The 21,277-nt window shown below is 38.4% G+C and carries 17 protein-coding genes; 7 read left to right on the forward strand and 10 right to left on the reverse strand.

Translation table 11 applies throughout. The features are described 5' to 3' along the window. Positions 1–86 precede the first annotated feature (86 nt). Positions 87–1,412, forward strand: a complete 1,326-nt coding sequence (locus IPO46_13185; protein QQS63001.1) for an OmpA family protein — start codon at positions 87–89, stop codon at positions 1,410–1,412. Between the two features lie 115 nt (positions 1,413–1,527). After that, entirely contained in the window at positions 1,528–2,655 is a 1,128-nt protein-coding gene (locus IPO46_13190; protein QQS63002.1) for a saccharopine dehydrogenase NADP-binding domain-containing protein, read from the forward strand. Between the two features lies 1 nt (position 2,656). Here the strand turns inward: IPO46_13190 and IPO46_13195 are convergent, their stop codons facing one another. Continuing rightward, on the reverse strand, positions 2,657–3,904 hold the full coding sequence (locus IPO46_13195; GenBank protein ID QQS63003.1) for a T9SS type A sorting domain-containing protein: 1,248 nt from the start codon (positions 3,902–3,904) through the stop codon (positions 2,657–2,659). 276 nt (positions 3,905–4,180) lie between these two features. Between IPO46_13195 and IPO46_13200 the strand changes: the two genes are divergently transcribed. After that, complete coding sequence (locus IPO46_13200) at positions 4,181–4,990, forward strand: glutaminyl-peptide cyclotransferase (GenBank protein ID QQS63004.1); 810 nt, start codon at positions 4,181–4,183, stop codon at positions 4,988–4,990. On the opposite strand, the gene IPO46_13205 is transcribed toward IPO46_13200, so the two are convergent. From IPO46_13205 to IPO46_13220, 4 genes are read right to left on the reverse strand one after another with little or no spacing between them, the layout of a single operon-like run. Then, a complete protein-coding gene (locus tag IPO46_13205) occupies positions 4,982–5,890 on the reverse strand; it encodes a class I SAM-dependent methyltransferase (GenBank protein ID QQS63005.1) in 909 nt (302 codons plus the stop codon). The genes IPO46_13200 and IPO46_13205 overlap by 9 nt on opposite strands. Position 5,891: 1 nt before the next feature. Next, on the reverse strand, positions 5,892–6,533 hold the full coding sequence (locus IPO46_13210; protein QQS63006.1) for a hypothetical protein: 642 nt from the start codon (positions 6,531–6,533) through the stop codon (positions 5,892–5,894). A 13-nt stretch (positions 6,534–6,546) separates the two neighbouring features. Then, the gene (locus IPO46_13215; protein QQS63007.1) at positions 6,547–8,187 is read right to left on the reverse strand and encodes a TonB-dependent receptor; all 1,641 of its coding nucleotides are present in this window, start codon (positions 8,185–8,187) and stop codon (positions 6,547–6,549) included. Between the two features lie 12 nt (positions 8,188–8,199). Continuing rightward, positions 8,200–11,232, reverse strand: coding sequence for a tetratricopeptide repeat protein (locus IPO46_13220; protein QQS63008.1), 3,033 nt, complete (start codon positions 11,230–11,232; stop codon positions 8,200–8,202). A gap of 194 nt (positions 11,233–11,426) precedes the next feature. Between IPO46_13220 and IPO46_13225 the strand changes: the two genes are divergently transcribed. Beyond that, on the forward strand, positions 11,427–11,834 hold the full coding sequence (locus IPO46_13225) for a DoxX family protein (protein QQS63009.1): 408 nt from the start codon (positions 11,427–11,429) through the stop codon (positions 11,832–11,834). A 33-nt stretch (positions 11,835–11,867) separates the two neighbouring features. On the opposite strand, the gene IPO46_13230 is transcribed toward IPO46_13225, so the two are convergent. Both IPO46_13230 and IPO46_13235 read right to left on the reverse strand, forming a co-directional pair. Continuing rightward, the gene (locus tag IPO46_13230; protein QQS64426.1) at positions 11,868–12,887 is read right to left on the reverse strand and encodes a dipeptide epimerase; all 1,020 of its coding nucleotides are present in this window, start codon (positions 12,885–12,887) and stop codon (positions 11,868–11,870) included. 23 nt (positions 12,888–12,910) lie between these two features. Continuing rightward, entirely contained in the window at positions 12,911–15,571 is a 2,661-nt protein-coding gene (locus IPO46_13235; GenBank protein QQS63010.1) for a 4-alpha-glucanotransferase, read from the reverse strand. Positions 15,572–15,680: 109 nt separating this feature from the next. Here IPO46_13235 and IPO46_13240 point away from each other — a divergent pair, with 109 nt between their 5' ends. Next, positions 15,681–15,839 carry a hypothetical protein gene (locus IPO46_13240; protein ID QQS63011.1) on the forward strand — a complete coding sequence of 53 codons (159 nt, stop codon included), beginning with the start codon at positions 15,681–15,683 and terminating at the stop codon, positions 15,837–15,839. A 78-nt stretch (positions 15,840–15,917) separates the two neighbouring features. On the opposite strand, the gene IPO46_13245 is transcribed toward IPO46_13240, so the two are convergent. The 3 genes from IPO46_13245 to IPO46_13255 all read right to left on the reverse strand — a co-directional run bounded on the left by IPO46_13245 (position 15,918) and on the right by IPO46_13255 (position 17,742). Continuing rightward, complete coding sequence (locus IPO46_13245; GenBank protein QQS63012.1) at positions 15,918–16,034, reverse strand: lipoprotein; 117 nt, start codon at positions 16,032–16,034, stop codon at positions 15,918–15,920. A gap of 260 nt (positions 16,035–16,294) precedes the next feature. After that, positions 16,295–16,507, reverse strand: coding sequence for a DUF1508 domain-containing protein (locus IPO46_13250; protein ID QQS63013.1), 213 nt, complete (start codon positions 16,505–16,507; stop codon positions 16,295–16,297). Between the two features lie 104 nt (positions 16,508–16,611). Further along, on the reverse strand, positions 16,612–17,742 hold the full coding sequence (locus IPO46_13255) for a 5-(carboxyamino)imidazole ribonucleotide synthase (GenBank protein QQS63014.1): 1,131 nt from the start codon (positions 17,740–17,742) through the stop codon (positions 16,612–16,614). A 155-nt stretch (positions 17,743–17,897) separates the two neighbouring features. Between IPO46_13255 and IPO46_13260 the strand changes: the two genes are divergently transcribed. Together IPO46_13260 and IPO46_13265 are read left to right on the forward strand one after the other, a co-directional pair. Then, a complete protein-coding gene (locus tag IPO46_13260) occupies positions 17,898–19,508 on the forward strand; it encodes an OmpA family protein (protein ID QQS63015.1) in 1,611 nt (536 codons plus the stop codon). A gap of 163 nt (positions 19,509–19,671) precedes the next feature. Then, the gene (locus tag IPO46_13265) at positions 19,672–21,273 is read left to right on the forward strand and encodes a C1 family peptidase (protein QQS63016.1); all 1,602 of its coding nucleotides are present in this window, start codon (positions 19,672–19,674) and stop codon (positions 21,271–21,273) included. Positions 21,274–21,277 lie beyond the last annotated feature (4 nt).

Genomic DNA, 21,277 nt, shown 5'->3' on the forward strand with positions numbered 1-21,277 from the left:
CTAATAGCAGCTACCGGCAAAAAAATAAATTGATTACTTTAATTATTCTATTGTATCCCGGTATTCAAGTCACAAAAATAAAAGTTATGAAAAAAAAACTTCTGCTCTTTTTCTTTTCTTTTTTGATGCTAAATGTACAAGCCCAGTTTGATAATTTACTAAATAAAGCAAAACAAAAAACTAAGGATAAAGTAAACCAGCGCATTGATCAAAAAATGGATAAAACCATAGATAAAACTTTGGACAATGCGGAATCATCCACCAAAAAAGGAAATAAAAACAAAACTGATAATCCTGGAGATGACGAAAAAGGTACCGATGGTAAACCAGGAGAAGTGCCGGGTGGGAAGGAGGTTTCATTAAAAAGTTACAGCAAGTTTGATTTTGTTCCCGGAGAAAAATTAATTGCTTCAGAAGATTTTTCACAAGATGCTGTGGGAGATTTTCCGGCAAAATGGAATACAAACAGTGGAGGAGAAATAGTAACAACAAATAGCGCTGCCGGAAAATATCTTTTAACCCAAAAGGAAGTTGTTTTTTATCCGGAATGGATCAAAAGCCTGCCGGATAATTTTACAGCAGAGTTTGACCTGTTATGTACCGATAAATTCAGTTTTTACAGTGGTGCATTTTTTATAGGGTTTAGTACTTCACAAAGTGTGGGCAAAAATTTCAAATCTTTCGAACGATTTGGAAAAGGAAAACTGGATGATGGTGGTGGTTTTGAAGTAAGTTTTCATCCGCAGGATGCGGCTTTTAAATTAGGTACCACTGCGTTTTTATCTACATCAAAAAAGGCTGATGTTATTAGCCATGATGTAAGCCAGGACAGGTTTATTGTAGCCGGAAATAGAAATGCACATATTTCTATTTGGCGGCAAAAAAACAGGGTGAGGGTTTATATTAACGATAAAAAAGTGTGGGATTTACCCAAGGCATTGCCGGAAGGTATTAAACTTAGTTCTGTTTACTTTCGTAACGATGGTTCTTCCAATGAAAACGACGGATACTATTTTGCCAATTTCAGGTTGGCGGTAGGCGCACCCGATACCCGGAACAAATTGATAACAGAAGGCAAATTTGTTACGCATGGAATTTTGTTTGATGTAAACAGTGATAGGATAAAGCCCGAAAGTTATGGCGCCGTAAAAGATATTGCAAGTGTTTTAAAAGAAAACGAAAGTGTGAATGTGCTCATTGTAGGCCATACCGATAGTGATGGATCGGATGATGCCAATATTGAACTTTCCAAAAAAAGGGCCAGCGCTATTAAAAATTGTTTGGTGAACGAATTTGGAATAAACCAGGGCCGGTTAAGCACAGATGGAAAAGGGGAAATAAAGCCAATTGGCGACAATAAAACAGCGCTGGGCAAAGCCGAAAACAGGCGTGTGGAATTTATTAAGCAATAATGCGCATACAAATTTTTTATTAAACCTTTTGTGCAATAGGCAAAAGGTTTTTTATTTTGCTTCTCTTGAATCATCGCAGTAAAATTTATCTTCGCTTCAGTAAAAAATTGAGCACATGAAAATTGCCGTTTTGGGCGCCGGTATGGTAGGCCGAACAATTGCTGCTGACTTAAGCGCTAATTTTGATACCACATCTTTTGACATTAGCCAAAGCAACTTATTGCTATTGGAAAAATTTCCAAAGGTTAAAACCACTATTTCAGATTTGTCAAATTTTGATGGTTATACATCTCTGTTAGATGGCTTTGATATGGCCGTGTGTGCCGTACCTGGGTTTATGGGTTACCAGGCCTTAAAGGCTATAATTAACGCCGGAAAAAATGTGGTGGATATTTCTTTTTTTTCGCAAGATGCACTGACATTGGATACATTGGCTAAGCAAAAAAATGTTACGGCAATTGTAGATTGCGGCGTAGCACCGGGAATGAGCAACTGGGTGCTTGGCCATTATAATACCCAAATGAAAATACAGGAATTTGAATGTATGGTGGGCGGCTTGCCCATGCAAAGGATAAAGCCATGGGAATACAAAGCGCCATTTAGTCCTGTAGATGTAATTGAAGAATATATCAGGCCGGCAAGGTATGTGGTGAACGGCGAAATAATTACCAGGCCTGCATTAAGCGATGCAGAACTCATTGACTTTCCTGTAGTGGGCACTTTGGAAAGTTTTAATACCGATGGCTTACGCAGCATTTTATTTACGATGAAGCATATTCCAAATATGAAAGAAAAAACACTTCGCTATCCCGGCCATATTGCGCTCATTCAATCTCTACAAAAAGCCGGGTTTTTTAGTAACGATGATGTATTGGTAAAGGGCAAGCCGGTAGTCCCTTTGGAGCTAACTTCGCAATTACTTTTGAACCAATGGAAATTGCATCCCAATGAACCGGAGTTTACCATTATGTACATTACCTGCATAGGCATAATGGATAACAAGCCTACAACCATTGAATATTTCCTATACGACGAAAACGATAGGGCTACCGGCTTTTCATCTATGAGCAGAACAACAGGGTTTACCTGTACTGCAGCCGTAAACCTGCTTCATCAAAACCTTTTTACGCAAAAAGGCGTTTTCCCTCCAGAGTTGGTAGCAGGCACGCCGGGAACCTTTGAGTTTATTATTAAATATCTTAAAGATAGAGCTGTAGTTTATAAAAAAACGGTAAGGCAGTAAACTAAAGTTTTATTACTTTAAATACTGCTTTTGCTTTTCCATTGCCTATGTTTAAAATATAAATACCTGCCGGTAAATGAATTGCCGAAATGGAATGATGTGTTGCTTTGCCAAGTACTTCTTTGTGTAATAGTTTTCCATGTACCGTAAATAACCTTAGTTCTTTATTTTGCAATTCATCGGCATTGTTGCTACCAATTTCAATAGTATTGCTCACCGGGTTCGTAAATAGTTTAATGTTTACTTGCGTAACAGGATTGGGATTATTTACCGGGCTGGTAGTATCCACAGGTAAAGGCCCTGCTGTGGCCAAAGAACCATCGCATACATAAGAATTTAAAATGCCATTCCTGGAGTTCCCTTTTGCAAAAAAGGCACGCATTTTATTTTTTTGTCCGTAGGTAAACATGTTCATGCAGTCATCATCGGTAAGGTCCATAAAATTCATAAACATATCTCCATTTTCGTTTACAGAGCAAAGCGATACCCTGGGGAAACTTGGACAATAAAAATTGCGGTAATATTGAGGAGGTGTATCATCCACATCATCACTACCGCAGTTGGCATCGCCCCAAATATGTTTTAAACCCAGCCAGTGGCCAACTTCATGAGTTGTAGTGCGGCCCCTGGTAAATTCCGGTTGCAGGTTGCCAATAGTACCAAAGGCAGTATAGCTAATTACAACCCCATCTTTTGATAAATCCCCACCGGGAGTAGTGGCATACCCCAGCACACGGCTTTGCATATTGCACACCCAAATATTCAGGTATTGCCGGCTATCCCAGGCATTTGCTCCTCCTTTGGAAGAAAACTTCATGTCGTCATTTGCCGGGAAGGCATTTTTACCGGTATATTTTCTTACAATTCCTGAAGTACTGTACCCTCCTGGAGCCACTTTTGCCAGGCAAAAATTTATACGGCAATCTGCAGCTTTATTTTTAAATACAGCAGGAACATTTATGGCATCGCTATTATGTTTCCGGTAATCTTTGTTGAGAACGGCAATTTGAGAAAGTATTTGTTCATCACTTATATTTTGAGCAGTAGTATTATATAAAACATGTACTACCACAGGGATATTGATGATTTCATTGGGAACAGTATCTCTTAAACTGGTTCCTGAATTATCAAAAATACGGTTATTGCTTTGCATTACCGCTAATGCATGAAAATCCGAAGCGCAAATCCTTTGTGCTTTTAAAATAAAGGAGTTCAACAAAAAAATAATTAGGCCAAAAATAAATTTCATTTTTCCCCGAATGTGTAAGTTTACGCATGGGCATTGCAAACGATAATGGATACATAGTTCTACGAGGGAGGTATGAGTAGCCTTTAATTGGATATTGGTAATGCAGGTAAGGGGGTAACCATTTTTATACTATTGGGGGAAGAGTACAAACAGGTCCAGAGGATGGTTCAAATATAATATCCATATGCCAAAAGTCAAAATTTTTTGAATAATTTAAATTTTACTAATATCAAATAGCCTTATCCTTTGTTACATTTGTGCAAAATTTATCAATTAATGAAAGTTTTTTTCTTTGTTCTGGTATGGACTTTTCTTGTATCCTGCAATAATAACAATCCCGATAGCGACCCGGAATTAGTATCCAACAGTAAAGCTGGGTTGGCTGCACCTACCTTACTATCTTATGCTGTAATTTCCCAATATTCGCATGATACCGGCGCTTATACGCAAGGCCTGCAATTGTATAAAGGTAAAATGTATGAAAGTACAGGTGATTACGAAAATTCTTCTATACGCATTACCGACTATAAAACCGGGAGGGTAGAACAAATTCACAAAATGGGTACCAAAGATATTTTTGGAGAAGGTATAACCATTTTGCATGATAAGATTTATCAACTCACCTGGGAAAGCAATGTAGTTTATGTATATGATATTAAAGATATTACCAAACCCATAAAGCAATTTAAATGGGCCAGCGAAGGATGGGGAATTACCAATAATGGAACAGATTTAATTATAAGCGACGGCGTAACTTCCAATATTTATTTTGTGGACCCCGAAACCTTCAGGATTAAAACCCAGGTAGGAGTGGTGGATAATAAGGGCCCTGTAGAGAATATAAATGAGTTGGAATTTATTAACGGGTTTATTTATGCCAATATTTACACTACCAATAAAATAGTTAAAATAGACCCTGAAAGCGGCCATGTAGTAGGGTATATGAATTTTGATAGCTTGCTGCCCGATAATGAAAAAACAACACGTACCGATTATTTTAATGGGATAGCTTATGATAGTGCAAGCAAATCTATTTTTATTACCGGTAAGCGCTGGCCAAAACTATATGAAATAAGGTTAAATTAAAACCGGGTTATTTTCGTGCTCTATTATATAAATTACTGAACTGCACTTTTGTGTATTCATAAATGCTTTTACATTGGAAATAAAACCGGTGAGGAAGGCCGAAATTAAATTGGTATTTCCTGTTTTATATTTTTCACTGAGCATGCTTACATAAAAGCTGTCGAACCACATAGGTTTTACTGCTACTACTTTTAACTGATGTGCCTGTATTAATACCGATATGCTGGAAGGCGAAAAATGATAAAGGTGGCGGGGAACATCATATGCCGCCCAATACAGCCCGTATTTTTTTGCATCGTAACTAGTATAATTGGGCACTGCAACAAATAATTTGCCGGCAGGTTTTAATAAAATTTTTATTTGTTGAAGGTATCCTTGCAGGTCGTGCACATGCTCCAATACATGCCATAAGGTAATAGCATCAAAGCTATTGGCGGGTAATGTTTTAAAGTTTTCCGAAGGCAATGGAGCAATTTGATAGAGGCTTTGTGCCTTTTCCCTTGCAGTATTATCCGGTTCAAGGCCGGTTATTTGCCAGCCTGCCGATTTCATTGTATGTAAAAATGCAGCAGTGCCGCAGCCAATATCTAAAATAGTACCTGTAGTTTTTTGAGTAAAACGGGTTACCATATTTTTTTTGGAAACCAGCGTAATGTTTCGCACTTTATGGTAAAGTTTATTTACCAGGCCTTGTGCCGTATCGCTGTGAGAAATATAATTTTCCGATTTATAATAGGCGCCAATTTCGTTCGGTGCCGGAATGTTATTGGTAAAAGCAGCCGTACATTTTTTACATTGAATAACCGGGAAAAATTTTCCGCTTACGGTATAATCTTTTGCCTGTAAAAAAATTTCAATTTCATTGCTGCCGCAAACAGGGCAACTGCTGTAATGAACCATTTTATTTTAGTTGGTAGCTTTCTGTGAGGTTATTGGATTGTACCGGTTGTGCATTTCCTGAATTAGTATTGTGCCTTTGGCTATTGAAATAAATGAGTATGAAAAGTAGAGAAAGCAAAGCAATAATAGCAGGTGCAATCCACCATTTATTTCGTGTAGCCATTGTTTTTTCGCTGTAAAATTCCGACATAGCTGCAGTAGTGGTAAGTTTATCACCTACTACCATATCGTGCGACTCATTGGGATGGATTATTTTTTCTGCTTTAACATCCGGTGCAAAGGTTTTGGGTAATGGAAAATTACGGAAGCCGGTTTTATTTCCGGGGTCTTTATAAAACACACCTATGGATGCTAATGGTAATTCCCCGTGAACAGGAAGTTCAGAAATTTGCCTGCAAAAATGTGTAAGCCTATTTTTGGCTTCCCAGGTTGGGATATTTTCTATTTCCGCAATGTACAATTCAAATTCTTCCGGCAATATTTTTGTACCTGTTTCAGAAAGGTAGATTGTAGGCACCGGGGCAATGGCTTTTTTATCTCCTACAGAAATATAGGCGCTTCCGTCGAGGAGTTCCAAAGAACCGATTCCCGGTAAGGGACAGTTTTTGTGCTGAAACAGGTATGTTGCAATATGCTTTTCCACTTTTGCAAAAATATTAAAAACGAACTATAATGCCGCCTAAAACATTAATGCCATAAACAGGGTAGTTGTGCCAGCGTTCATATTTGTTGCTGAAAAGGTTATTGGCATTGAGCCACACACAGAATTGCCTGTTTATAGTGAACTCTGCACCAAGGCTAAGGTCGCTGGCATTTCCTGTAAAATCATGTGTTCCGCCTTTTTCTATATATTTTGGTGCAGCAAACATATATAAATCTCCTTTGAGCATTAATTTTTTTAAGGGCCAATACCTTACCGATCCGTTGAATTCCATAGGCAAAGTATGCCAGGCTTTCTTATTTACATCAATGCCGGTGTAGCCGTTCATAGTAAGCGATGCAGTAAGGCTTAATTTATCCTGTAAAATATAACTGGCATCGGTATGGATGCGTAAATTGCCTGCAGTAGGTTCATAAGCAATTAAAAAACCTTTACTATCCGTTGCCGTGTCATTTATAAATAAAGCAAAGTTGTTGTAAGATACGATGCCCAGTTTAGCAGCAAGGTTAAAATGTTTACCTAAAGTAGTTTTTAGCCCGCCGTATATTTCTGTTTCTTTTGTATTTACCTGTGTGTTGTTGTGCAATAAATACGGGTTCCGCAGGCTTAGGTTCCGGTAAGTATTTTTATTTAATGCACCTACAATACCGGCCTGCACCGAAAAATTTTTATCCGGCAAAAAAGCTTCTCCATAAATATTGGGCAATAAGCTCAACCTGCCATTGTCCCAGGTGGGTATTATTCCGGCATTGAGTTGAAACGCATCTCCATTATACTTTACCAAAGGTAAAATTTGAACAACATTATTATTGAAAAAATAATTATTGGGTATGTACCCTTTTGTACTGTATCGGGTAAGGTCTGCTTTTATTTCTGCACTTGCAGAAAACTGTTTATTAATGGTAAGTTCTGCAGGCAGGTTAATGTTTATGGTACGTTCGCTAAGGTTATCTACACTGGCATAAAAATCAACGGCTATATTGGGGTTGTAATTGACGCCAAGCGAATTTTCCGCAAGGTTTCTAAAGCCTGCGGTTAAGTTCAATTCCTGCAGGTGTTGAATTACATCGGCTTTAGAATAATTGTAAAGGGTATGGTTGTATCCGTACCTGCTGTAATCGTTTTTGGCAAGGCACAATGAGCCGTATAATTCATTTTGATTGATAAAATAACTCCCGGCAGCTTTGGCATTTAAGTTGTAGAAATTTTGAAATTCAATATCTTTTCCTTTTGAGCTAACAAAATTTCCGGTAATATTCAGTAAATATTTTTTACCATCGCCAAAACCCAGCCCAGCTGCGGCATATCCGGTTGTATAATTTCCAACACCTGCTTTTATAAAATGCCTGTTGCCCAGGTAAAGGTTTGTGTCCTGTACTAAGGCAAGCGGCCTTAAAGGAATTGGCTGGTATGCATAAAATAGGTTTTGGGGCGGAATATAATAAGGCGCAACAGTTCGGTTGGTATCGGCGGGCAGGTGTGTGCCCGAAAAATTCAATTTAGCGGCATTGCGTAGCACAGGTTGGTACTCGGTAGTGATGCTAATGGATTGTGTGCTGTCTCTTTGGGCATTTGCCAGGAGTACGCTAAAAATTCCGGTTACAATAAAACAAAATCTTAATTTGGTATTTGACATAAAACGCATAGGTTAATCGGCAATTTTAGATTGTTTTTTTTCTGCAGCAACTGCAGCATCAAATTTTTGTTCTGCTTCTTTTTTTAATTCGGGTATCGCAGCATTTTTAGCTACACTTTCAAATGTGGCTTTTGCATTAAAATAATCTTTTTGCAGCATAAAAATATCGCCCAAAAGCAAGTATGCTTTGGTTACCCACAAATCATATGAGCCGGTTTCTTTAATTACAGACATTGCGGCTTTTTCGGCAGCAGGTAAGTTATTGAGCAAAAACTGGCACTGTGCCGATTCGTACCTTGCTTCGGCGCCCCATGCTGATTTATTAATGACTGCAACAGATTTAAATGAAGCAATGGCAGCAGCGCAATCGCCGGAGCGTTGCTGGGCTTTTCCCAACAGCAGGTAACCAATGGATTTATCGTCGGTACTTATTCCTTTTTTGCTTACCAATTCTTTTGCAATCACATTGGCTTCTGCATAATCTTTAAGTAGGTAATGGCTGCGTACAAGGCCACGCAAGGCTTCCAGCAAATTATCCTGTGATGTTGCATTGTTTTTTAGATCGGTGAAATATTTTTTTGCTTTGGTAAAATCTTTTAGTTCAAAGTAATTTATTTGTGCCGCCTGCAGTGTGGCTTTTTCGTAATATTTGTTCAATCCTTTGCTGTTGATAAACTCATAACCTGCAAGCGCTTCATTGGGTTTTTTCTGGTTGCGGTAACACTCGCTGCGCAGGTAATACATTTCAATAATATGCACACCGTTGGAATAGGTATTGATATAGCTGTTGAGCGCCGGAATAGCCGCATCGCAGTTGCCGGTATTGTATTTAAGCAATGCAGCGTTATAGGTGAGTTCATCTGCTTCGGTGGCAGATACAATTTTCCCGTTTTCCTTCATGAGCTGCAGGTACTCATTGGGGTTGCCTTCTTCTACATAAATATCTTTTATATTAATTAATGCATCATTGGCTTCGGCGCTTTGCGGATATTTTTGTATCAATTCCTTATAACTGCTTAATGCCTGTTTATTGTTATTGGCATTATAATACGCCAATGCTTTTTTTGCAAGGGCTTTTGGCTTCATACCTTCATTGGAGGAAACCAGTATTTTATCCAGGTAAGGAATGGCTTCGCCAAATTTTTCATCGGTAATGTAGGTAAGTGCAATTTCCAAATTGGCATCCTGTGCAAGGCTGCTGCCGGGATATTGATTTTGCAGGCTGTTCATCAACTTAATTTTTTCATTGCTGCTTTTAATACCTGCAATCATTGCTCTTTGGTATAAAGCATAATCACTTTGGGGCAGGGCCAATAAGGTAATTTGGGTGTACATCGCATTTGCCTGCTGGTAATTTTTGAGCATATAGTTACAATCGGCGCTGCGTAAATATGAATCTTGTATTACTGTTGATGAATTGCTGTTTACCGTTTTGGTTACTTGTTCAAAAAAAGCAAGCGCCTGTTTATAATCCTGTTTGTGCATCCATGCATAGCCAAGGTTGTATTTTGCAGTAGTTAAACTTGCTTCACCAAGTGTGGGTGAATTCGTAGGGATAAAGGCATTGAAATACCTTATTGCCGCATCAAAATTTTGCTGGCGGTAGGCTATTTCCCCTTTCCAAAACTGGGCATAAGGCAAAATAGAACCTGCGTATTGGTTGGCAATAATCTTACTCAGCAAGTCATCGGCTTTATTAATTTGCTGGTCGTTAATAAATTCCATGGCCCGCCCAAATAAAATTTTGGGATAGGCTTTTTGCATGGCAAGCGTAGGGCTATTAAATGTTTCGTACAATTGCAGGGCCTCAGAAAAATTGCTGGTATTGGTTAAAAGTAACACTAATAGTTCCCGTGCTTCATTATTGTTAGCAGCATTGGGATAGTCCTGTAAATAAGTTTTTATTTCTTTTAAAGCTACATCCTGGTAGCCCAGTTCATATGAAAGCTTTGCATAATTAAACCTGCTTACCTGCTGTTGTGCTGCATTGCTGCTGTTATAGGCACAAAATTGAAATGCATTTCTTGCAGCATTTTTATTGCCTGTTTTTAAATAAAGGCCACCCAAAAGGTACATGCTGTTTTGACCCATGGAGTCTTTTTCGTTGCTGAGTTGCTTAAAGCCTTCAATGGCTTTTTGGGTTTGATTTTGTACATAATAGCAATAGCTTAGTTCATAAAGCACTTCCTTGCTCACTTTATCATTATTGTTCACATAGTTTTCTAAAAGTGGCAGGGCATTTGCAAAATCTTTTTTCTCAAAATAGGCTTGTCCCATCAGTAGCCTTAGCCTGTCAGCATAATAAATATTGGGATATTTTTGTAATACCGCCTGGCCATAGCTCAACGCTTCATCTTTATTTCCCTGAAAATAATAAATTTCGGTAATGTAATATGGAACCACGCCTTTGTATTCCTCGTAAATTTCTACCAGTTTAAAGGCCCTTAAAGCTTCAGTAAAATCTTTATCATAGTAAGAAATAAAGCCGTAATAATAATTTGCCGGTATATAATATTTATTTTCCTGCACCTGTTGTATTTCGTTAAACAATGGTTTGGCTTCGGCAAATCTTTTTAAGTTAAACAAAGAGTAGGCTTTTTCAAATTTAGCGTCGGCAATTTGTTCATTGCTTAAATTATCGTAGCCGGAGCGGGAAAAATATTCTACAGCATTCAGGTAATCATCATTTAAAAAATAATAATGAGCAAGGTGAAAACTTATTAACTGCCGGCGGGGTTCATTGGTAACGGATGCAATATAATTTATGGCTTCATTTTTTGCAGGCTCCTGCATTAATTTTAGCCCGCAAAGCACATAAAAAAAATCCACATCTTCATTTATATAATTATGGTTGCTTGCCATGTTTTCCGGGTACATTGTTTTTAATTCCTTTACGGCAGTGTACGCAAAGGCATATTCTTCTTTGGTAATATGTTCTTTTACTTCTTTGTACTTTTTTTCCTTGTCTGTTACAAAATGAGTTGGCTGGGCAATAGACGGGAAAAAAAATAGCATTACCACAAAAAATATAATAAGCTTTTGCATTATTGGGTTAGTTAAATTAAAAACTAGATAACAAAATTAAATCCAAACAAGCCGTTAATTGCAGCCGTTGTGAATATGTTGAAAACAATCTACCGAGGCAAAACTATTTTCAATTGCTGTTAAAAGAATGGTAAAAGAAGTAGGTTTAATTAAAAGGGAATAGCTATTTTTACGCAAAAATTATTTCTATATTTATGGCAAAATTTTTATCAACCAAGTATTCTGCCACAGCATTTGATGTGGCAATTCTTATTCTGAGGGTGGCATCAGGTGTTTTGATGATGAACCATGGCTATGGTAAGCTCATTCATTTTTCTGAGTATAAAGTAAAGTTTATGAGTTTTATGGGCCTGGGCCAAACTACATCTTTGCTCCTGGTTGTTTTTGCCGAATTCTTTTGTGCTTTGTTTATTGTATTGGGACTGTTCACCCGCTTTGCCGTAATACCACTTATTATTGCAATGTGTGTAGCCCTGTTTATGGCACACAGTGGCGATTTTTTTGGTGACGGCGAAAAAGCAACATTATACATTGGCGCATTTGTAACCTTGCTGCTGGTAGGGCCGGGCAGGTTTAGCGTAGACAGGTTGTTTGGAAAATAGTTAGGATATTTTTTTGTTTAGAAAATTGTTGCATTATTCAAATGCTGCAATGGTAACACCAAGACCGTTTACCTGCGGATAATTTATTTTACCATGGTCAAATATTACACTTGCGGCAATATCTTCTTTAAGCAGCAGTGGGCCATCCATATCTACATAATCCAGCAATGGCGCTAACTGTGCAATGGCAGCAGTACCAACGGAACTTTCGTTCATGCAGCCAATCATCACTTTCATATTTAATTCCCTGGCTTTGGCAATCATTCTTCTTGCAGGGGTAATGCCGCTGCATTTGGTGAGTTTTATATTGATGCCGTGAAAATAATTTTTACATTTCTCTACATCATCTTCTGCAACACAGGATTCATCGGCAATTAATGGGAGTGGAGATTGCTGGTACAAAATTTTCATGCCTTCCCAATCTTCTTTTGCTAAGGGTTGTTCTATAAATTCCACATCAAGGTTTTTGAGTACAGGTATTTTTTCAAGGGCCTGCTCCAAAGTCCATCCTGCATTGGCATCTACTCTAAAGCTGGCGCTGGTTTCTTTTCTTAATGCAGAAATTATTTCTATATCATTTTCTACGCCTGCTTTAATTTTATAAATTGGCCAGGGTTTTTCTTTTATTTTGTTCAGCATTTTTTCAATACTGTCAATGCCAATAGTATAATCGGTAACGGGGCTTTTATCAGTATCTAAACCCCATAACTCATACAAAGGTTTCCTTTTTATTTTTCCAAAAATATCCCAGCCTGCCATATCGAGTGCACAAACCAAAAAAGGGTTTTCGGGAAAAAGGTGGTGGAGGTAATGCCAGTATCTTTCAGGATCGGTGAACGAAAATTTTTCAACAAATATTTTCTTTGCTTCAAGGTTGGCAGCCATTTGTTCGGTGCTGATGTTATAATACGTTATTGCCGGGGCCTCACCATAACCTTTAATACCAAAATGCTCCAATTCCACAACAAAAGTGGGCTGATGTGTTTTTGTGCCTTTTGAAATGGTAAACGGATGCGTAAAAGGGAGGTTGAATATTTTTGATTTTACTTTCACCGCAGTTGTAACAAACAAGCGAATTAACGCCCGCTTCTTTTTATAAGTTCCAAAATCCTGTTATTTAGTTCTTCGTTATGTAATAACCTTTCCAAGCTTATGTGCATCCGGTAATTCCAGTAATGGTCAGGGTTAGAAGGGTTGTTGATGCGTTCTTTATCAATACCTGCCGAACGTATGCTGCCATCAAAGGCAATTAAATCCTGGAACAGAAAAACCGCCCACATTGCCGGGCTTTCCAAATGTTGCTTTAAAATATCATACACAATCCAAGGTTCACAATTGTTTGGCGCTGTACCAAAATGACCCAAAATAGATTTGAAGAAATATTGGATATTGCCTTTTTCGTGTTCCCACCACTCCCTTAAGGTACTCATGTCGTGTGTTGCGGTGGTTACAACAGCCAGGTACGGCGCATTTACAGGACGGGAAAATAATTCACCTTCTTCCTTGGGCATGCGCTGCACTTTTAAAGACAACATTCCCATTTTGTGCAAAACCCTGTCCATAAATTCAGGAACCATGCCCAGGTCTTCGGCACAAATAAGCATATCGGTTGTGTTCCTTAAGGCATTCAGTTTTTTTATGCCTTCTTCTTCCCACATTGTATTTTGAATATGGTAAAAATAATCATTGTACAACCTGTCCATTACGGAGCGGTCAAAATCAGGAAGCGCTTTAAACGATTCCGTTTGATGCATTCCAATACGAAAATGATAATGGCTTGCCTGCTGTTCATCTTCAATAAGTAAAACATTGGTAAGCAAAAATTGCAAAGCCTGCTGCAGGTTTTTATGTTCCTTGTTTTTTGTAAAAAAGTCAGCAATAGAAGCCTGGGTGTTGAATTCACTTTTAAAACTTCCATTATCAAAGAAAGTATTTGTTACCCATCCTGTTTTATCTGCAAAATTGCTTTCAATAATTTCTTTGCTGATAAAGGGTTTGCAAAAACGTTGCTTGTTAATGGTAATTCCGTTTTCTTTAAATGTTTTTTCTGCAATAGAATAGGCAGGTTGAAATATGCCAAGGGTGCCGGTTTTATTGGCCACAGGTATGCTCCAAATTCTAAAAAAACCCAGCACATGGTCAATGCGGATGGCATCAAAATAATTGCCAAGCTGTTCCATGCGTTGCCGCCACCATTTATAATCGTCTTCGGCCATTGCCTGCCAGTTATAAGTGGGGAAATTCCAGTTTTGCCCGGTTGCACTATAATAATCCGGTGGTGCTCCGGCCTGCATATCCATGTGAAAAAGTTTGGGATACATCCAGGTATCCACACTGTGCCTGCCTACACCAATGGGTAGGTCGCCTTTAAAAATAATGCCTTTTTTGTGGGCATCATCCACCGCATCTTTTAATTGCAGGTGTAGCTGGTACTGTACAAAATAATTAAAGCAAATTTCTTCATATTGTTCAGTGCCAATATTGGCAAATTCTTCTACAGCTTCTTCGTTGTAGTTGCTAAATTCTTTCCATTGGGTAAAATCAGCCGTTCCGTTTTTGTCTCGTAAATAACAAAAAACCGCATAAGGTACCAGCCAGTGCCGGTTCAGATTAAAAAAATCTATCCAGGCAAAATCTTCTTTAAATGTATTTTTTTCTAATTGATAAATAAGTTTTAAAGCAGCAATTTTTATAGCTAAAACTCCGTCATAATCCAACTCTTGTTTCTGGTTTAACTGTTCAATTTTTATCAGTATTTCATTTGGAAACGTAAAACCAATTGCTGTTGCCAGTTGTTGAACATTGAGGTAAAGTGGGTGCAATGCAAAAGGCGAAATAGCGGAGTAAGGATAAGAATCCTTAAAAGATTTTGTAGCCGTAGTATCGTTTATGGGCAATAATTGCAACATACGGATACCCGTTTTTACTGACCAGTCGGTTAAAAGTTTTAGGTGGCTAAAATCGCCAATGCCCCAATCTTTTTCGGAGCGTAAAGAAAAAACGGGAATATTTAAACCCGCTCCACGCCAGTTAAAGCCCGGGAACACTGCGTTTAAATTACTTATTACCAAACTATCGTTGCCAGCAGAGCCAAAAAGTACACGGTTGTCCCCATTTTCGTAAGAGGCAATTTTTCCTGCTCCTATATCAAAAACAGCCAGTTTAAATTCCGTAGGAAAAAGGGTTTTGGAAAGATTGAGCCCTATATACCATTGGCCTTTTTTGTAGTTCAGTATAATTGGCTCTGTTTCGGTCCAGTTGCCGAGTTGTTTGTCGGCTCCGGTAAGGCATAGTACATAGTTTGCCGGTAATGCCGGGGCTTGTACATGAAAAAGATGCGTAAGGTTTTTGGGTGGTTTATCCTCAGTTTTGGGGTGCTTTTTATTTGTGTTTAATACAGTAAAAGCTTTACTATTTACAAATACCTGTGCGTCGTTTTGCCGGGGAACCTGTTCAAATAAAGTGATTTCCTTTTTTTTGTATTTAAGGTCAACGGTTTTTACGGGAATTATTTCATATTCCTGCCGGTTATTTTTATCGGCTACACTGGCGCTAAAAATTAATTTTGACTTAATTTCCAGTTCACTGGTTTCAATAGTAGTTTTCCAGTATTGTTCGTTGTAATAATGCAGGTCAACCTGGTGGCTTATTGCAGGGTTGTTTTTAGAAGGATAAACTTTTAAGAAAACTTCCTGCCCATAGTGCGTATGGTATGGTATAAAAATAGTAACGAACATGCCGCAAGATAAGCAGAAAGAATAAATGTGTGAATTGTACACATAAAAAATCCTTCCAAAAATTTCCTGTTCATATCTTCTGCCTTATATTTGCATAAATTATTTGCAAATGAATACTACTGCCAGAAAATCGAGCCTGCTTTATTGGGTGCTTTTTTTATTGAGTGTTTGCGCCTTCTTTTTTGTTTATTCCATTGGCGGCGGGTATTGCACTTTGGTTTTGCCTTTTGTGGTAACCTTTTTTGGATTGGCTTTAGACTTAATTTAGCAATCTGCCCGTTTCCTGGTATGATGATATAAATGTCCCGTCTTGTTTGTCGGGACATTTTAATTTCTTAAACAGATATTACCGTATAGACTTACTTTTTTTGTAATAACCGCTTGCTGCCTGGTCCATGGTAATGGAACGGGAACAGGAACTTAATAAAAAAATAATGCCTAAAATTGTGAAGAGTTTTTTCATTTATTCGGATTTTAATACAAGCTGTAAACGAATGGCCCCAGACAATGTTTTATAGAGGGCTTTTTTTGGGCTGTTTTACTACATTTTTGGATAGAAATTTGCAGCAAAAGCAGTTGTAAAATAAATGCACCTGCAATGGAGTTACAGGTGCTTTATCAGTTTTGTTTCATCTAATTACAACGTTTTATCAAGGATGCCTGCATTCTGCGAATTTTTTAAAACTGCTGCAAGTCCGTTAATCATACAATCGGTTGAATCATTCATTTGGCGGTACCAATAATGCGGCCATTTGCAGCCTTTAAATTTAAAAAATATTTTCCATTGGAAGCAGTTTCTTGCTCAAAGTTAATTTTACTTTGACTGCTTTTCTTCACCGTTTCCATGCTGTTAAGCACCCCTGACTTTGAAGAATATCCTTCACTTGAAAGAATTGCCTTGCCATTATTGGCTTTTATTACAAAAACAAAATTCACCTTTTTTACTTTGAGTGATTACAAAATTTGCCAAAGAAATTATTGTATTATGGTAATAAAAGAAAATTTTAGTACCCATAATTTGCGTTGATAAAATCATTGTATTATGGGGTATCACTTATTACTCTAAGTGTATTTTTAATTTTATTTACCCGAAAAAGAAGTTCTTGCCTGTCGCTGCTTAATACGGTTACATGGCCCATTTTTCTGCCTGGTTTTGTAATCGCTTTTCCGTACAAATGTACAAATACATTGGGCATGCTTAATACCTCTTCTATGCCCTTATATTGTACAGTGCCTGTAAAGCCGGGGGCGCCAAGCAGGTTTACAATTGCAGCCGCCATTATGGGTTTGGTATTGCCCAAAGGATATTGGAGCATTATGCGCCAAAGCATATCAAACTGGCTGCTGTAGCAGGCTTCAATGCTATGGTGGCCGCTATTATGCACCCTGGGAGCCGTTTCATTTACCCACACATTGTTGTGGTTATCTACAAATAATTCCACGGCAAAAATGCCCGGGCTATTTAATTTTTTTACCGTTGTTAAAGCTACTGCTTCCAGTTTCCAAAAAATTTTTTCATCAAGGTCTGCAGGAGATATTTGATGGCTCAGCAGGTTGAGGTTATTGTCAAACACCATATCAACTGGTGCGTAAATTGCAGTTTCGCCATTGCTGGCAACAGCTACAATTATGGCAATTTCTTTTTTTACCTGCACCATTTTTTCTAATACCGATGGCACATCAAACCCTTTCTCGTAGTCATCTTCAGAGTGTAAAACCTGAACGCCCCTTCCATCATATCCATCGGTGGAAGCTTTATGAACAGCGGGTAAAAAATCTTTATGCAGCTTTAAATCTTCTTTGTTTTGAGTTACCAAAAATGGGCTGCTTGGCAATTGGTTATCTGCATAAAATTGCTTTTGCAAAATTTTATTCTTAATGGTTTTTAGTGCTTCGGGGTGCGGAAAAATTTTTACGCCTTCCTGCTGTAATTTTTCCAGAGCATCGGTATTTACACTTTCTATTTCTATGGTAAGGCAATCGAGGTTTTTGCCAAATTGATAAACATCATCAAAATTATTAATGTTGCCTTTGGTAAAATAATGGCACAGATGTGCCGCCGGGCAATTTTCGTCATTCTCCAATACATGCGTTAAAACTGGGTAGTTGGCGGCAGATTGTAAAAGCATACGGCCCAACTGGCCGCCACCTAATATTCCGGCTTTTTTCATATGGCAAATATAGCAGTTTGTAAATTGTTCAAAAGGCTGTAAAACTGTAATGGATTATATGATTTTAGCACCTGCAACTTTTGTGAAGCGAAGCTGGTTTAAAGGCAATTTTAATAGATTTTAGGCGTTTTGTTTATTAGACAAATAGCTGATCTATGAAAAAACTTTACCTGCTTATTGTTGTTCTTTTAATTGCAATAGTAGCTTATACACAGCCTTTAATGGATACTGCTGTAAAACTGGTTGCTCAAAAAGAAAATGTAATTAAGGAAAATACAATTGTTACTGTAGAAAACCTGGGTGATAAAATTAATACCGAATATCCCGAAATGCGGCCCACAGTTTCTGCAGATGGAAATATGCTTTTTTTTATACGGCAGGGCCACCCTTCAAATGTGCAAATTAGCACCGTTCCCATTGCCCAGGATATTTGGTTTAGTGTAAGAGATTCATCAGGCATTTGGAGCAAAGCAAAACATCTTAATGGCAATATAAATACTACTCATTTTAATGCTGTATTTTGGATTGCTCCGGATATGAATACCATTTTACTAAAAGGCGCTTACAGGCATGGCCAATACCTTGGCATGGGCGTAAGTATAATGAAGTTACAGGAAGATGGCAACTGGAGCCCACCGCAAATGCTCCGCATACGCAATTTTGAAAAATATATGCGTACGGCACAATTTGGAGCTTGTATGGGAAATGATGGTAAAACCATGCTTTTTTATATGAACCCAAAAGAAGGTGAATATGGCTATAACGATATTTATGTATGCTTTAATGAAGGGGCCGATATTTGGACGACGCCAAAAAGCCTGGGCAAAACCATCAACACTAATGATTACGATGAGATGAGCCCGTTTTTGGCTGCCGATGGAAAAACTTTATACTTTGCTTCGGACAGGCCCGGCGGGCTGGGTGAAATGGATATTTGGATGAGCAAAAGACTGGATGAAAGCTGGACAAAATGGACCACAGCTAAAAACCTGGGTGCGCCTATAAATACCCATGGCAGTGAAGCCTTTTTTACCATGGATGCAGGTGGCGAATACGCCTATTTAACCAGTAGTGATGGCGCTTTTGGCGCAAGCGATATTGTGAGGGTAAAACTTTTGGAACAGGAAATGCCCGACCCCGTGGTGCTGGTTACAGGAAATGTTTATAACGCTAAAACCAAGCAACCTTTGGCTGCCGATTTAATTTATGAAGTATTGCCCGAAGGAAAGGAAGCAGGCAGTGGATCCTCAAATCCTGCGGATGGAGCATTTAAAATTGTACTGCCTTTTAATAAAAATTACAGCATAAGGGCTTCGGCAGATAAATATTTCGCAATTTCAGAAAACCTGAATCTTGATTCTTTAATCAAACAAGGCTATACCATTATTCATAAAGACCTTTACCTGGCGCCTATTGAAATTGGGCAGGTGTTCCGGCTCAACAATGTATTTTTTGATTTTGATAAATTTGATTTACGCAACGAATCATTTGCCGAACTGGACCGTGTGGTAAAATTCCTCAACGATTACCCCAATGTGGAAATAGAGCTGAGTGCACATACTGATGCAAAAGGCTCAGATACATATAACTTCACCCTTAGTGATAACCGTGCTAAAAGCGTAAGGGAATATATCATAAGCAAAGGCATTGCAGTTGCAAGGGTAATTTCCCGTGGTTATGGCGAGCAGCAACCAGTATCAACTAACGACAACGATGAAGGAAGGCAACTGAATAGAAGGGTTGAATTTAAGATTTTAAAAAATTAGCTTACCCAATATTGGCCGGTTTTTATTTCAAAAAAAATATTTGCCTTTGAATTTGTAAAATGGGCAAAAGCAGGCTTATTCTAAATTTATTATTTCCAGATTAAAAATTCCTGTACTTGCATCTGCCATAAATTTGTATTTTTAGTATTCAAACTTTAATATTATGGCTTTACACATGGTGGATGATCCGCAAAGTCAGGATGATTATGATGACAGCAATAATTCCAATCGCAATACAACAAACACGGGAGGAACGGGTGGTGGTTTGCTGAATTTTTTGCCACTATTATTTAGCCTTTTCAGGGGCGGCGGTGGTGGTAGTGGTGGTCGTCGTGGTGGTAAAGGTATTTTTTTGCTGTTGCTGGTTGGCGTAGGCGCCTATTTTTTATTAGGCCGTAGTGGTTGCGATACAGGTTCTGTAATCAATTCTATTTTTTCGAAAAGTGGCTATAATTTTAGTGCGCAGGAATTTAGCAAAGCAAAAGTATATGAGGGCCTTGAAGACGATAATGTAAAAAACCCATTGCCCGAAGCCGTGTCGTTGGCGGCATTTGCCCCAAAAAGATTAAACCAGGGTAAGCAGGGTAGCTGTGTAGCATGGAGCAGCGCTTATGCAGCCAGAACAATTTTGGAAGCCGCAAGTACAAGCCAGGATCCCAACCAGGTAGCTTATAGCCCGGCATTCGTTTACAACAATATTGCATTAGATGATTGCCAGGGCTCATATATTCAGCGGGCAATGGAGTTTATGCAAAACCGTGGCGCATTACCCTTAAAGGAATTTCAATATGATGAAAATAATTGTACCCGTATGGCCAATGGAGATTTGATGGTAAAAGCTTCGCAAAATGCCATTCATGGATTTACAAGGCTTACAGAATCTGATGGCGTAAACGGATTAAATATTAGGGCAGTTAAAGAACATCTGTCAAAAGATGCACCCGTGGTAATTGGTATGATGGTGGGCCAAAGTTTTATGCAGGGTATGCTGGGCCAAAAAGTGTGGCACCCAGACCAATCTGATTACCAGCAGGTAGGTTTTGGCGGCCATGCCATGTGTGTAATTGGGTACGACGACAGGGTGGAAGGAGGCGCATTTCAAATTATGAATAGCTGGGGCCCTGAATGGGGGCAAAACGGTATTGGCTATGTACGCTATGGAGATTTTAAAGAATTTGTGAGAGAAGCTTATGGCCTCGATCCTTTGCCAAAGCGTGGCGCAGCATTAAATATTGCTTTTGCGTGCAGCGTAGGGCTTATGAATAACGATACAAAACAACCCATTGCATTAAAATCATTTGACGGAAATGTATTTAAAACTATTGCTCCTATAAAAAAAGGCACAAAGTTTAAAATGGAAATTAAAAATGCTGTGGAATGTTATATTTATATTTTTACGCCGGACCAGGCAGGAAGTAAAAGCATCGTATTATTCCCATACAAACCCATTCACTCAGCTTATTGTGGTATTACAGGCTATCGCTTGTTTCCCAGGAAAGAATCTATAATGGCAGATGATGCAGGCAATAAAGAAATTATGGCTGTAGTAGTAAGCAAAAGTGAGCTGGATTATAACGCACTTAATACGGCCATCAATAACAGCAACCAACCCAATTTTGCGGCCAAAGTAAATGAAGCCGTTGCCGGTAATGCATTAAAAAATGTAAAATATACAGCTTCAGCAGATGGTAAAATAAACTTTAATGCTTCGGTGCAAAATTCCAATAATGTTGTTGCCACTATTGTGGAAATGGATAAACAATAATTTA

The organism is Chitinophagaceae bacterium, from assembly GCA_016699815.1.
In the GTDB taxonomy this organism is placed as follows: domain Bacteria; phylum Bacteroidota; class Bacteroidia; order Chitinophagales; family Chitinophagaceae; genus Ferruginibacter.

Coding starts and splice junctions, on each gene's coding strand:
- IPO46_13185 (QQS63001.1), top strand. CDS start 87: ATGAAAAAAAAACTTCTGCTCTTTTTCTTTTCTTTTTTGATGCTAAAT.
- IPO46_13190 (QQS63002.1), top strand. CDS start 1,528: ATGAAAATTGCCGTTTTGGGCGCCGGTATGGTAGGCCGAACAATTGCT.
- IPO46_13195 (QQS63003.1), bottom strand. CDS start 3,904: ATGAAATTTATTTTTGGCCTAATTATTTTTTTGTTGAACTCCTTTATT.
- IPO46_13200 (QQS63004.1), top strand. CDS start 4,181: ATGAAAGTTTTTTTCTTTGTTCTGGTATGGACTTTTCTTGTATCCTGC.
- IPO46_13205 (QQS63005.1), bottom strand. CDS start 5,890: ATGGTTCATTACAGCAGTTGCCCTGTTTGCGGCAGCAATGAAATTGAA.
- IPO46_13215 (QQS63007.1), bottom strand. CDS start 8,187: ATGTCAAATACCAAATTAAGATTTTGTTTTATTGTAACCGGAATTTTT.
- IPO46_13220 (QQS63008.1), bottom strand. CDS start 11,232: ATGCAAAAGCTTATTATATTTTTTGTGGTAATGCTATTTTTTTTCCCG.
- IPO46_13225 (QQS63009.1), top strand. CDS start 11,427: ATGGCAAAATTTTTATCAACCAAGTATTCTGCCACAGCATTTGATGTG.
- IPO46_13235 (QQS63010.1), bottom strand. CDS start 15,571: ATGTTCGTTACTATTTTTATACCATACCATACGCACTATGGGCAGGAA.
- IPO46_13240 (QQS63011.1), top strand. CDS start 15,681: ATGAATACTACTGCCAGAAAATCGAGCCTGCTTTATTGGGTGCTTTTT.
- IPO46_13245 (QQS63012.1), bottom strand. CDS start 16,034: ATGAAAAAACTCTTCACAATTTTAGGCATTATTTTTTTATTAAGTTCC.
- IPO46_13255 (QQS63014.1), bottom strand. CDS start 17,742: ATGAAAAAAGCCGGAATATTAGGTGGCGGCCAGTTGGGCCGTATGCTT.
- IPO46_13260 (QQS63015.1), top strand. CDS start 17,898: ATGAAAAAACTTTACCTGCTTATTGTTGTTCTTTTAATTGCAATAGTA.
- IPO46_13265 (QQS63016.1), top strand. CDS start 19,672: ATGGCTTTACACATGGTGGATGATCCGCAAAGTCAGGATGATTATGAT.